Genomic DNA, 13,207 nt, shown 5'->3' with positions numbered 1-13,207 from the left:
TGCTTGTGCTCCGTTTAAAATGCGTTACTGGGTTGTGTAAATATCGAAGCCAAAGTAAGCTTCTTCTTCGTGTTCCGAAATATCGAGACCCTTCATCTCCTCATCCTTGTGGACGCGCAGGATACCGACAGCCTTGAGGATCAGGAAGAGCACCAGCATGGTGACGAATCCCCAGAGCGGAACAACCAGTGAACCAACAAGCTGGGCAACCATCGGCTGAGCGCCGAAGAGCCAGGCAGCAACGCCGCCCCAGATGCCATTCAGGCCATGCACCGGCCATGCGCCGACCGGGTCGTCGATTCTGAGCTTGTCGAGCAGCATGATGCCGAGCACGACCAGAATGCCGCCAACCGCGCCGATAATCAGCGAAGCATTGTAGGAGACCACGTCGCAGTTGGCCGTGATGGCGACCAGGCCGGCGAGCATGCCGTTCAGGGCCATCGTGAGGTCAGGCTTCTTGAAGAGGCTCCAGGCGAAGATCATGGCCATCACGGCGCCAGCGCAGGCGGCGAGCGTGGTGTTGACGGCGATCTTCATGACGGCGGCGGTGTTGTCGGCGCCGACGACAGCGAGCTGGCTGCCGGGGTTGAAGCCGTACCAGCCGATCAGCAGAATGAACACGCCAAGGGTGCTGAGCGCCAGGTTGTGGCCGGGCATGGCGTTTGGCGAACCGTCTTCGTTGAATCTTCCGATACGTGGGCCAAGAACGATAGCGCCGGCAAGACCGGCAAAACCACCGAGAGCGTGCACCAGAAGCGAACCGGCGAAGTCATGGAAGCCGAGAACTTTCAGCCAGCCGCCGCCCCAGAGCCAGAAGCCGCTGATGGGATAAATGACCGCCGAGATGACCGCCGAGTAGATCAGGTACGCCTTGAACTGCATCCTTCCGGCAACCGCGCCCGAAACGATCGTGGCAGCCGTGGCGGCGAAAGCAACCTGGAAGAGGAAGTCAACCGCCGGATAGAGCTTGCCACCCGCGATTTCAGGCATGTCGGCGCTGATGCCGCTGCCGCCGAATCCGAAGAATCCGCCGCTGAAGGCTTCGCCCGGATACATCAGGCCATAGCCGATGAAGTAGAACAGAATGGCGCCGATCGAAAGGTCCATCAGGTTTTTGAACAGGATGTTGACGGTGTTCTTTGCCGAGTTCAGGCCTGTCTCGACCAGCGCGAATCCCGCCTGCATGAACAGCACCAGGACGGCGCAGATAAACAGGAAGAAGTTGTCGATGGCGAATGCGTTGACGGCATCAGGGGTTGGCGTCGCTGCCTGGATCGGCGGACTGAAGGTTGCCGCTGCCAAGAGGAGGCCAGCGGCAATCGCTCCGGATTTGGACAGAAATGATTTCATGATACGATCGGATTGCGGTGTTGAAAAAAATAAACTGCTTGTGCCCTGTTACGTATGATTATTTAACTCATTGCACGCATCAAATATAAAAAATAAATAAATAGCACAAAACTGTAAGAATAAATAAGCTTAAAAATAACAACAGGCTAAAAAAGTAAAGGCCTGTGGCGTGACTGGAGGTTTGCTCTCCTCGTGTGAACACGGTACCTTTTCAATCAGGTCTTCTTCATGATGTAGAGCTGAGCACCATGAGCTATTACTGGCTTTCATTACCCTCGATGCTCGAAGAGATTCCCCGGCTTCGTCACTGTATCGACGCCGTCGGGCGTATCGAAGGGTATAGCGATTCGTTTATCCCTGATCTCGAATTGAGCGTCCACGAGACCTTTGTCAATGCCGTCAGGCATGGCAACCACGACAATTCCGCGCTTTCGGTCACCATGACGCTCGAAGCCGGAGAGGCTGGGGGAGAGCGGTTTCTGGAGGTCAGAATCAGGGATTGCGGTGAGGGGTTCGAGCCGGTTCGAGCCGTGACGGCGATCTGTTCAGGCCGCAGCGGCAAGGCTTGTTGCGGTCGCGGACTTTTTCTTGCCAGCAGGTTGGCCGAAAGCTTCAGGATCGAAAACGCGGAGGGCGGTTGTGTGGTGGTGTTGCGTTATATTCCCTATTAAAACCAATAATAAAGGACTGTATAATCATGTATCTCTCCCGCAATGCCGAATGGAGCGCCCTCGATTCACACTTTCAGGATACCCGCCACCAGGCCATGACCGATCTGTTTGAAGCCGATCCGGAGCGGCATGACCGCTTCTCTCTTTCGCTCGACGCTATCCATCTCGACTACTCGAAGAACCGGATCACCACCCGCACCATGGAGCTGCTCATGGAGCTTGTACGCCGTTCGGAGATCGAAAAGAAGCGCGGCGAGATGTTCGAGGGCGAGCAGATCAACTTCACCGAGCGGCGTTCGGTGCTGCACACCGCGCTTCGTCGGCCACCGGGTTACGAGATGACCATCGATGGCGAGGATGTGGCTTCGGAGGTTGCCGACGTGCTCGGCCAGATGAAGGCGTTTTGCGGTAAGGTCATATCGGGGGAGTGGGTCGGTTACGCCGGCAAACGCATCACCGATGTGGTCAATATCGGCATCGGCGGCTCCGATCTCGGCCCGTACATGGTGACCGAAGCGCTGAAACCGTTTGCTCACGGCAAGCTGCGGGTGCACTTTGTCTCAAACGTCGATGGCTCGCATCTGGCCGAAACTCTTCGCGGGCTGAAACCTGAAACGACGCTTTTCATCATCGCCTCCAAAACCTTCACCACGCAGGAGACGCTCTCCAACGCCATCAGTGCGCGGGCGTGGTTCCTTGTCAAGGCGGGCAACCGGTCGCACGTCGCCCGGCACTTCGTCGCCGTCTCCACGAATCGCGAAAAGGTCGAGGAGTTCGGCATCGACCCGGCCAACATGTTCCGCTTCTGGGACTGGGTTGGCGGGCGCTACTCGCTCTGGTCGTCGATCGGCCTCTCCATCGCGCTCTATCTCGGCTTCGACCGCTTCAGCGAGCTGCTCGCCGGCGCTCGCGCGATGGACGAGCACTTCCTCGAAGCTCCGCTCGAACAGAATATGCCGGTGATTCTCGGCATGCTCGGCATCTGGTACAACAACTTTTTCGGATCGCACTCGCAGGCGATCATTCCCTACGACCAGTACCTGCACCGCTTTCCGGCCTATCTTCAGCAGCTCGACATGGAGAGCAACGGCAAGCGCGTTGACCGGGCCGGTCACGAAACCGATTATGCCACCGGGCTGGTGATCTGGGGCGAGCCGGGCACCAACGCGCAGCACGCCTTTTTCCAGCTTCTGCACCAGGGCACGGAGATCATTCCGGTCGATTTCATCATTTCGCTCAAGAGCCAGAATCCGGTTGGCGAGCATCACGATATGCTGGTTGCGAACTGCCTGGCTCAATCGGAAGCGCTCATGAAAGGCAAGAGCGAAGCCGAAGCTCGCACCGAACTCGAGGCGGTGGGCCTGTCGGGCAGTGATCTTGAGAAACTCCTCCCGCACAAGCTCTTTCCCGGCAACCGCCCGACCAACACCATCGTGCTCGACGAACTGAACCCCTTCAACCTCGGCAGCCTGATCGCGCTCTACGAGCACAAGGTGTTCGTGCAGGGGGTGGTCTGGAACATCAATTCGTTCGACCAGTGGGGCGTGGAACTCGGCAAGCAACTCGCCAAGGCGATTTTGCCGGAGTTCGAGTCAGACGATCCGGTCGAAGACCACGACGCCTCGACCAACGCGCTCATCAACCGCTACCGGGCCTTCCTGAAAGGCTTCACTCCGCCAAAACGCAACCAGCTCAAAATGTTCTGAACGCAAAAAAGGCAGGCCGGTTATAAACCTCGCCTGCCTTTTTTTCCTCTTCTCTTCAGTCCACGACGTCTCACATTCAGAAGGGTTTTAACCCTTCGGACATTGTTGCTCTTACATTTACCTTGCCCCGGCTTTCAAGCCGGGGTTGAAAATGTCGAACTTCCTCACAGCCCGTTGCGCTTGAAAATAATATCCACGCTGTTTTTGAGCTTGCCTTGAATCGTCTCGGGGCTGAACAGCTCGTTGATCTCTTCGGCGGTGATGTGTTCGAGCAGTTCGCTGTCCTTGAGCACCAGCTCCTTGAGCTGGATTTTCTCTTCCCAGCTCTTCATGGCGTTGCGCTGCACGAGCCGGTAAGCATCCTCACGGGTGAGGCCCTTGCCCGTCAGCGCCAGCAGGAGCGTCTGCGAGAGGGTCAGTCCGTAGGAGGTGTCGAAGTTCTGCTCCATGCGCTCCGGATAGACCAGCAGGGTTTCGACCGAGTCACGGAAGGTGCGCAGCATGTAAACGAGCGCAATGGTGGAGTCGGGCATGATGACGCGCTCGACCGATGAGTGCGAAATGTCGCGCTCGTGCCAGAGGGCGACGTTCTCCATGGCGGCGATGGAGTTGGAGCGCACCACGCGGGCCAGGCCGGTGAGCCGCTCGAAGGTGATCGGGTTGCGCTTGTGCGGCATGGCGGAGCTGCCTTTCTGGCCCTTGCTGAAGAACTCCTCGGTTTCGCGAACCTCGGTGCGCTGCAAATGGCGCAGCTCGGTCGAGAACTTCTCGATCGACGAGGCCACGATGGCGAGCGTCGTGGCGTACTCGGCGTGGCGGTCGCGCTGGAGAATCTGTGTCGAGATCGGCGACGGCTTCAGGCCGAGCTTCTGGCAGACGGCGGCCTCGATGTCGGGCGAAAGGTGCTGGTAGGTGCCGACCGCGCCGGAAATCTTGCCGACCGAAACGGTTTCGAGCGCGCGCTTCATGCGCTCAAGGTTGCGCTTCATCTCCTCGTGCCAGAGCAAAAGCTTGAGGCCGAAGGTGGTCGGCTCGGCGTGGATGCCGTGCGTGCGCCCCATCTGGAGCGTGTATTTGTGCTCGACGGCCTTTTTACCGAGCACCTCGATGAGCGACTCGATGTCGGCCACGATGATCTTGCCCGCGTCGCGCATCTGCATGGCCAGGCAGGTATCGACCACGTCCGACGAAGTGAGTCCCTCGTGGACGTAGCGGGAGTCGGGGCCGACGTATCCGGCGACGTTGGTCAAAAAGGCGATAACGTCGTGCTTGGTCTCGTTTTCGATGACAAGAATCTCCTCGACGTTGAATTTCGCCTTCTCCTTGATGGTCGAAAGTGCGTCGGACGGAACGACGCCCGCCTCCATGCGCGCCTCGACGGCGGCGATTTCAAGTTGCAGCCAGCGCTCGAATTTGGCCTCATCGCTCCAGATTGCCGAGATGTCTTTCGGCGAGTAACGTGGTATCACAGTGGTTCGGTTTTGGTTGTTAACAATACTATAGTTCGTGGCTCCTCAAAGGAACCGGAGAATAGGTCTTATAGGTCGTATAGGACTTATATGACCTATAAGACCTATTGCCAAGCACCCGGGAAAAACTTCACGCTTCCCCCTTCTCCTGCATTTCCCGGTACACCGCACTTACAAAATCAAGCGCGGCCTGGCGGTTGTAGGGAATGTCGCCGTCGATGATGGCGTTCTCCATGCGGCTCTTGATAACGCCCACCGTTCGCCCCTGCGGCAGTTGCAGCAGTTCCATGATGTCGGCGCCGCTGATCGGCGGACGCCATTTGGCGAGCAGATCTTTTTCGCCGACTTCGGCGATTTTTGCTTCGACGTTATTGAAGTTCTTCATGATGCGCTGCACCTTGCGCGGATTCTTGCTGGTCACGTCGGCGCGGCAAAGCTTCATCAGGTCGTCGAGATCCGGCCCGGCATCGAACATCAGGCGGCGCACCGCCGAGTCGCTGATCTCCTCCTTGGAGAGCGGAATCGGGCGGTGGTGGAGCCGCACCATCTTCTGCACGTACTCCATCGGCTCCAGAGGCCACTTCATCGCGCGGAAAATCCGAGCCACGAGTTTGACGCCCACCGCCTCGTGGCCGTGGAAGGTCCAGCCGCTTCCGGGATGGAAGCGCTTCGTGACCGGCTTGGCGATGTCGTGGAAGAGAGCGCTCACGCGCAGCCAGAGCTTGCCGGAGTGCTCCGCGAGGTTATCGACCACCTGGAAGGTGTGGAAGAGCGTGTCCTTGTGGCCGAGTCCGTCCACCTGCTCGATGCCCGCCATCGCCGTCACCTCCGGGATGATCTCCTTCAACAGGCCGGTCGAATAGAGGATTTTCAGCCCGATGGAGGGCGTCTGCGCTTGCATGATCTTGAGGAACTCGTGGCTGACGCGCTCGCGTGATACGATCTGGATCCGCCCGCTCATCGCCGCCATCGCGTCGAGCGTGGCCGCGTCGAGCCGGAAGTCGAGCTGGCAGGCGAAGCGGGCGGCGCGCATCATGCGGAGTGGATCGTCCGAAAAGGTCTTTTCGGGATCGAGCGGCGTCTTGAGCAGCTTTTCCTGGATGTGGCGCTGGCCGTCGAACAGATCGACCACTTCGCCGCGCTCGTCGCGGTTCAGGCGCAGGGCGAGCGCGTTGATCGTGAAGTCGCGCCGCGACAGGTCATCCTCCAGCGTACCGATGCTGGTGATCGGTTTGCGCGATTCGGGGTTGTAGCTCTCCTTGCGCGCGCCGACGATTTCGAGCTTGAAGGTTCCGGCCCGCGGGTCATCCAGTTCGAGCTGAGCGGTGCGGAAGCGCTCGAAGAGCACGAAGTTCCGCGCGCCGAGCTTTTCGGCGATGGCGTGGGCGAAGGGCACCGGCTCGCCGATCACCATGATGTCGATGTCGGTGCAGGGGCGCTGCATGACGAGGTCGCGAACGTAGCCGCCCACGATATAGCAGGGGAGCGATGCCTCGTCGGCGAGGTCTCCGATGCGCGCCATGATTTCAGGAATGGCTTCGTGCCCGGTTGTCAGCATTCGGTCGTCGGTATCGTATTCGTCGTGTCGGGTTCAGTCAAGGTCTGCCGTATTTTTCCGTATTTCATCGGTGATTTTTCCCGCCACCATCAAAGCGCGGCGTCCCTCTTCGGAGGTCACTTTCGCCGCTCTGCCAGCGCGGATGGCGTCGATGAACTGCTCCAGCTCCACCTTCAGGGCGTTGACTTTCGGTATGTCGGGACTGACGTAATCGAGCGCCATATCCTTGAGCGACTCCTGAATTTCGCCAAACTGTTCGAGAATTTTTTTCGTCGCGAAGTTCTTGATCGGATTCTTCGATGAGAGTTGATCGGGCGGAACCAGCCGGAACACCTCGGACTTGCCGCTGGTGAAATCGAGCGAGGCGTAGCTCTTCGGTTTGCGGCTGAAGAAGCGCATTTTGCGCAGCTTGCTCCGGCTGAGGCGGCTCGCCGTCACATTGGCGATGGCGCCGTTTTCGAACTCGATGCGCGCCGTGGCCATATCCAGCTCGTTGGAGAAGACCTTCACCCCCGAAGCCGCGATGCTGCGGATGTCCGATTTGATGAGCGAGAGCACCAGGTCGATGTCGTGAATCATCAGGTCGAGTATCACCGATACGTCAGTCACGCGGCGTGAAAAACCGCTCAGCCGTTCGGCCTGAATGTACATCGGCTCGCCGATATACGGCTCCACGGCGAGCAGCGCCGGGTTGAAGCGCTCGATGTGGCCAACCTGGATGGTCAGCCCCTTCTCCTTTTCGATGCCGATCAGCTCGTCGGCCTCGTCGAGCGTCGCCGTGATCGGCTTCTCGATGAAGAGGTGCAGCCCCGCTTCGAGAAGCTGTTTTGCAATGGCGTAGTGCGAGCTGGTCGTCGTCGCGATCACCGCGGCGTCGGATGCTGCGGCTAACTCCGTCAGCGTGGAAAAACACGGCACGCCGTACTTTTTGCCGATCTCCTGCAACCGCTCCGGGTTGAGGTCGAATACGCCGGAAAATTCGACATCCGGGCTTTCACCGGCGATCTGCTTCAACAGGTTCGTATGGAATTCGCCGAGCTTGCCGACGCCTGCAACGCCTATGCGCATGGGTTTCTCCTTTTCGTTTGCGGCGGTTTTTTCAGTCTGCGACGCTTGCTGACGGCTCCAGCGCCTCGATGTCATATTTGAACAGGCTCATCGAAATGAACGTGCCGACCACGGTCAGTGCTCCGGCAAGGTAGTAGGGAAAACGGTGATCCATGCCGTACAGAATGCTGCCGGTGAAGGGGCCGAGGATGCGGGCCAGGGCGTTGACTGACTGGGCGAACCCCATGACCTGCCCCTGCTTTTGCTTGTAGCTGTAGAGCGAGATCATCGAAATATTGAGCGGATTGACCAGGCTCGTGCCGATGGCGAAGAAGAGCAGAATGGCGAGGCCGATCGTGAAGAGCGAGCTGACCGGAATGAACGGAATGAAGAAGACCCCGATGAACGAGGTGACGTGACCCAGAACCATCAGCTTGTGCTCTCCGTACTTGCGAGTCATTTTCGGCAGCATCACCCCCTGCACGATCACCGTAAAGAAGCCCACGTAGGCGAACAGGTAGCCCACCTGCTGCTCGGTGGCGTGGTAAATATCGCTCCAGAGCAGGATCGCCGAAACCTGCATGTTCACGATGGCGAGCGAATAGATGAAGTTGATAATCATCAACAGCGCCACGGGCCGCGAACTGAATGCCTCGCGAACCTTGTCGGCGTAGGCGCTGCTTTTGCGGCTGAGAGAGGCGATGAACGAGTTGTTGGCGTGAGGCTTTGCGTCGGGATGCTTTTTGAAGAGCGACAGAAAGCCCTCTGCGTGGGCGTTGGTTTCACCCAGGAGGACGAGCGCGAGCAGGAAGTTGATAAAGTTGAGGCCTGCCGCGAACAGACCGACCATCGAGATGCCGAAGTTGGTCATCAGTACGCCGCCGACGAGGGGGCCAATGATGAAGCCAATGCCGAACGCCGCGCCGAGCATCCCCATTGCGCCTGAACGGCTTTTCGAGTCGGTCACGTCGGTGATGGCCGCCTGCGCCGCCGCGATGTTGGCCGAGCCGATGCCTGAGAGCGAACGGGCCAGAATCAAGAGCGGAATAGTAACCGCCTGCGAGAAAAAAACGTAGGAGATCGATGCCAGAAAAATGCTCGACAGCATCACCGGACGGCGTCCGATCTTGTCGCTCAGCTTGCCCCAGATCGGCGAAAAGATGAACTGCATCGTTGAGTAGATCGCCGCGATCAGGCCGATCATGAAGGGCGACGCGCCGAGTTCCTTGGCGTAGGTCGGCAAGAGCGGCAGCACGATACCGAAGCCGATCAGGTCGAGAAGAACGGTCAGGAACAGGATGGCCAGCGGTGATTTCTTCATGAAAGGCAAGCCGTTAGGTGAAGCGGAAAAAGCCCAAAATACAAAAAACGCCTGCCATGTTGAAACGCCATGTCAAGATTGTGGGAACTGCCTGGCAGCCGCGCGAAGTTTTCCTTCGAGTTGTGCTTGACAGTCAGGTGTGCCGCTTGGTTTTTCAGAATGCGGCGAGAGCTGCGTTGTGATTTTTTTGTTTTTTATTTCAATAAATTTCGCAAGTCTATACCGGACTGAACGTCAAATTCGAGGGATCGATATTTTTAATTTTCAAGCAAACAAATCATAACTGATAACGCAGGAGGATGCGGATGAAACGAATAGTTCTGTTTTTGATAACCAACATTGCGGTATTGCTGGTGCTGTCGGTCACCGCCCGTCTTCTGGGCGTCGATCGCTTTCTGACCGGCAACGGGCTGAATCTGGGAATGCTGCTGGCGTTCGCGGCCCTGATCGGTTTTGGCGGCTCGTTCATATCGTTGCTTATGTCAAAAACGATGGCCAAATGGAGCACCGGCGCGCGGGTCATCGCGCAACCGGCCAATCAGGATGAGGCGTGGCTCGTGAATACGGTGAAGCGGCTCTCTTCAAAGGCCGGTTTGCCAACGCCCGAGGTGGCTATCTATGACGGCGCGCCCAACGCCTTCGCCACGGGCGCGAGCAAGTCGAAATCGCTGGTCGCCGTTTCGACGGGCCTCATGCAGAGCATGAACAAGCAGCAGGTCGAGGCCGTCCTGGCGCACGAGGTGGCCCACATCCAGAACGGCGACATGGTGACGCTGACGCTGATCCAGGGCGTGGTCAACACCTTCGTGATCTTTCTGGCCCGCGTCGCCGGTTATGCGATCGACAGTTTTCTGCGCAGGGACGAGGATGAATCGGGCAGTCCCGGCATTGGTTACTGGATCGGCAGCATTGTTTTCGAGATTCTGTTCGGCATTCTCGCCTCCATCGTTGTGATGTACTTTTCGCGCAAGCGAGAGTTCCGCGCGGATTCGGGAGCGGCAGCGCTAATGGGCGACCGCCGTCCGATGATCGAGGCGCTGCGGGCGCTCGGAAATCTCGAAGCGGGCGAGTTGCCGAAACAGATGGCGGCCAGCGGCATTGCCGGTGGCGGCATGATGGCGCTCTTCAGCAGCCACCCGCCGCTCGAGTCGCGCATCGCCGCGCTCGAAGCCGCTCGCTGAAGCGTTGACGGTTGATATGGCAGGAAGGGGCGTTCCGGTTTTTCGGGACGCCCTTTTTTTGTTTCCGCCAAAGATACGATGACGTTGTGCTTCGGTTGCGGAGCGGTTATTTTGATGGTCTATGATTTTTCGATTCAACATCATCTCTTATGAAACGCCTCAAGCCCCTCACCGCCTTTTCAGCTTTTTCGATCGTTTTGCTGACGATGCCGCTCGGTCACGCGGCGGTCATTCTGCTGCAAAACGCGCTTGGCAGGGAGCATGTCGCCTTGGCCGGAGTGCTGCTCGGTTTTGCCGGAGCCGGGTTGCTGCTCGCGGGAATGTTCGCCTCGAAGGAGCTGATTGCGACCTTGCTCGGCATGTTCGGCGCTCTTTTCGTCTGGTCGGGGTGGATCGAAATCGGCTTCGAGTATTATGCCCGCCGCCTTGGCATCGAGCCGGTGATGCAGAACGGCGTCGTGGTGACCAGGGCGGAATATCTGCTCATGCCCTCCTCGGTCGGATTTTTTGCGATCATCATGCTCTACTATCTGTTTGGCGTTCGTTCGGGATGCCGGTTTTTCCTGTGGTTTCAGCGCCTGTTGCGTTTCGATTCCAGGCTCGGCGCGGGCCGCTCATCCCGGAATGTCGCAATGGTGACGTTCATGGAGTTCAACGTGCTGTTGTGGGGCTTTTACCTGGTGCTGCTGTTCGCCTACGACGAGCGCTTCGCCGGAGACCGGCATCCCGTAACCTATTTTATCGCGTTCGGCTCGCTGTTATGGTCGATCCTGCTGTTCGTCAAACTCCTGAAAATCGACCATCTGGCCTATGCCATCCGCTACGCGATACCGACGGTGCTCATCTTCTGGAACTTCGTCGAAATCCTCGGCAGGTGGAATGTTTTCACCGAAATCTGGATCGAGCCGTCAAAATACGTTCTGGAAATAGCGCTGATGACGCTGGTGCTGCTGATTTTGATGTTCTCGGTTCTGTTCGGCGCGAAAGGCAAGCAAAAGAGCGATGCGAAACAGGCGTGATGCGCGGTGATATTTTTCATGAGAAGGTCGGGGCGACAGGTGAAGCGGGATGGCAAGATTGTGGGGAGGAATGGGGGATTGAGCGCATCGCGTTTTCAGCGACTGATTGCCGCTGACGAGCTTTTTGTTTGTGAATAGCGCAACTGTTTGGTATATAGTGAAATGCTGAAGTACGTGGTAGAGTCGTGGTTCCAATGTTTACCAGATTGTTTGTTTATCAAATAATAGAAAGCTAAAAAATGGATAATCAATTACGTTTAAGTCAAATTCATGTCAACAGATTTAAAGGTGTGCATAATGCGTCTTTTGATGTTGAAGATATAAATGTTTTTATAGGTGCAAATAATTCTGGTAAAAGTTCATTGGCTCAAATGATTCACTTTGGTATCGGCATACTTCAATCAATTGAGTTGACAAATAGATGGGGTAGTAAAAATAAAATCACAGTTAGCTTAAGTCCTTCTCAGCTTCATTACTCTCCTTGTACTGATCTTTATGCTCTTGGCGCAGGCGGCCGTTTAATAGAAAATGAAAAGTCTGCTATCGAGTTTACTATTGTATTAGTCAATGGCGAAAAAGTTAGTATTTCGATTCGTAAAGGAAGAAATGGAAATATACTTGTTGATGTTGATAATGTAGGTGTGGCACGAAAATTGGCTGATTTGGGTAATCCATATACTATATATTCCCCTGGATTAGCTGGGATATCAAAGCTCGAATCTTACGTTTCTGATGGTGTGTTACTGAGGACTATTGCTAGGGGAGATGCTAATCTTGTTTTGCGAAATATGTTATATAGGTTATCGACTATTGAAGGCTCAAATTTATGGGATGATTTTTTAGAAGACCTTAAAAAATTATTCGGTGAGGTTCAGATTCGTGTGGATTATAATTCAGGTATAGATGAACATATATTGGTTTATCTAAAAAGCGAGAGCGCTGATGTTCCAGTTGAGCTTGCTGGTACGGGAATATTGCAAGCCATTCAAATTTTAGGATATGTTCATTACTTTCATCCTTCAGTGATAATATTAGATGAGCCGGATTCTCATCTACACCCGAATAATCAACGCTTATTGTGTAAGTTATTACAAGGGGTTGCACAAGATCGAGGCACACAAGTATTTCTTACAACACATTCTCGACATGTGGTTGATGCTTTGAGTGGTCAATCCTCATTTATATGGGTACGCAAAGGAACTGTTGAAAAAATGAATCAAGATCATGAGATAGCTGTTTTATTAGATATAGGGGCGCTTGATGTAAAAGAAATGCTATCCGGATCACATGCGAAATTTATTGTATTGACAGAAGATGAATTAAAAAGAGGACTTGAGGTTTTGTTGGATTCATCAGGCTTTAAATTAGAGGATACACTTGTTCTTGCTTATTATGGATGTACAGCACTTCATAATTTAAGGCCATTGCTTGATTTGATAAAAGCTTCAAATACGCGTTCAAAAATAATAGTTCATCGTGATAGGGATTATTTAAATGAAGCCGAGTCTAAAAAATGGGAGACAGAAATTAGGAATTTAAAAGCGGAGCCATTTTTGACAAAAGGGGTTGATGTTGAGTCATATTACTTGAATTGTCAACATTTATCTAAAATTAATCAAGAAAGTGAAGAAGATATTTCTCAAATTTTAAATCTCTATGGGATATATTCCCCGAAGCTCTGCTTCGTTAAAGATAAAAGTGTAATAATTGAGCACATATATTCATAAAAGTCATCACTGCTGTCCGGTTAACGAAAAAATAAAACGCTGTAAAATATTATATTATAGTAAGTTGCGGCGTTTTTTTATCGTTATCGATTTGAACTCGATGGGTATCTTCTGTCATTTCATAATTGCGCAAATTGAAATGACCGATGAATACAGGA

Annotated in this window: 10 protein-coding genes; 5 read left to right on the top strand and 5 right to left on the bottom strand. The window is 55.0% G+C overall.

All coding sequences use genetic code 11. The features are described 5' to 3' along the window. Window positions 1-24: 24 nt before the first annotated feature. The gene (locus tag EST62_RS08645) at window positions 25-1,350 is read right to left on the bottom strand and encodes an ammonium transporter (protein ID WP_129051701.1); all 1,326 of its coding nucleotides are present in this window, start codon (window positions 1,348-1,350) and stop codon (window positions 25-27) included. Between the two features lie 248 nt (window positions 1,351-1,598). Here EST62_RS08645 and EST62_RS08640 point away from each other — a divergent pair, with 248 nt between their 5' ends. Both EST62_RS08640 and pgi read left to right on the top strand, forming a co-directional pair. Then, entirely contained in the window at window positions 1,599-2,021 is a 423-nt protein-coding gene (locus tag EST62_RS08640; RefSeq protein ID WP_129051700.1) for an ATP-binding protein, read from the top strand. A gap of 26 nt (window positions 2,022-2,047) precedes the next feature. After that, window positions 2,048-3,727, top strand: a complete 1,680-nt coding sequence (gene pgi, locus EST62_RS08635) for a glucose-6-phosphate isomerase (RefSeq protein WP_129051699.1) — start codon at window positions 2,048-2,050, stop codon at window positions 3,725-3,727. A gap of 164 nt (window positions 3,728-3,891) precedes the next feature. On the opposite strand, the gene purB is transcribed toward pgi, so the two are convergent. The 4 genes from purB to EST62_RS08615 form a co-directional block, all read right to left on the bottom strand. Next, window positions 3,892-5,196 (bottom strand): adenylosuccinate lyase, encoded by a 1,305-nt coding sequence (gene purB / locus EST62_RS08630; protein WP_129051698.1) that lies wholly within the window; start codon window positions 5,194-5,196, stop codon window positions 3,892-3,894. A gap of 130 nt (window positions 5,197-5,326) precedes the next feature. Then, window positions 5,327-6,754 carry a CCA tRNA nucleotidyltransferase gene (locus tag EST62_RS08625; RefSeq protein WP_129051697.1) on the bottom strand — a complete coding sequence of 476 codons (1,428 nt, stop codon included), beginning with the start codon at window positions 6,752-6,754 and terminating at the stop codon, window positions 5,327-5,329. A 33-nt stretch (window positions 6,755-6,787) separates the two neighbouring features. Continuing rightward, window positions 6,788-7,822, bottom strand: a complete 1,035-nt coding sequence (locus EST62_RS08620) for a Gfo/Idh/MocA family protein (protein ID WP_129051696.1) — start codon at window positions 7,820-7,822, stop codon at window positions 6,788-6,790. A gap of 31 nt (window positions 7,823-7,853) precedes the next feature. Beyond that, window positions 7,854-9,122, bottom strand: coding sequence for an MFS transporter (locus EST62_RS08615; protein ID WP_129051695.1), 1,269 nt, complete (start codon window positions 9,120-9,122; stop codon window positions 7,854-7,856). Window positions 9,123-9,427: 305 nt separating this feature from the next. On the opposite strand from EST62_RS08615, the gene htpX reads away from it, so the two are divergent. The 3 genes from htpX to EST62_RS08600 all read left to right on the top strand — a co-directional run bounded on the left by htpX (window position 9,428) and on the right by EST62_RS08600 (window position 13,049). Then, on the top strand, window positions 9,428-10,303 hold the full coding sequence (gene htpX, locus EST62_RS08610) for a protease HtpX (protein WP_129051694.1): 876 nt from the start codon (window positions 9,428-9,430) through the stop codon (window positions 10,301-10,303). A gap of 149 nt (window positions 10,304-10,452) precedes the next feature. Continuing rightward, the gene (locus tag EST62_RS08605; protein ID WP_129051693.1) at window positions 10,453-11,322 is read left to right on the top strand and encodes a hypothetical protein; all 870 of its coding nucleotides are present in this window, start codon (window positions 10,453-10,455) and stop codon (window positions 11,320-11,322) included. A 239-nt stretch (window positions 11,323-11,561) separates the two neighbouring features. After that, window positions 11,562-13,049, top strand: a complete 1,488-nt coding sequence (locus EST62_RS08600; protein ID WP_129051692.1) for an AAA family ATPase — start codon at window positions 11,562-11,564, stop codon at window positions 13,047-13,049. Window positions 13,050-13,207: the final 158 nt, after the last annotated feature.

The sequence above is a fragment of the Chlorobaculum sp. 24CR genome (assembly GCF_004118635.1).
GTDB lineage: Bacteria > Bacteroidota > Chlorobiia > Chlorobiales > Chlorobiaceae > Chlorobaculum.
The sequence above is the reverse complement of the archived record's forward strand: the minus strand, read 5'-3'. Positions and strand labels throughout refer to the sequence as shown.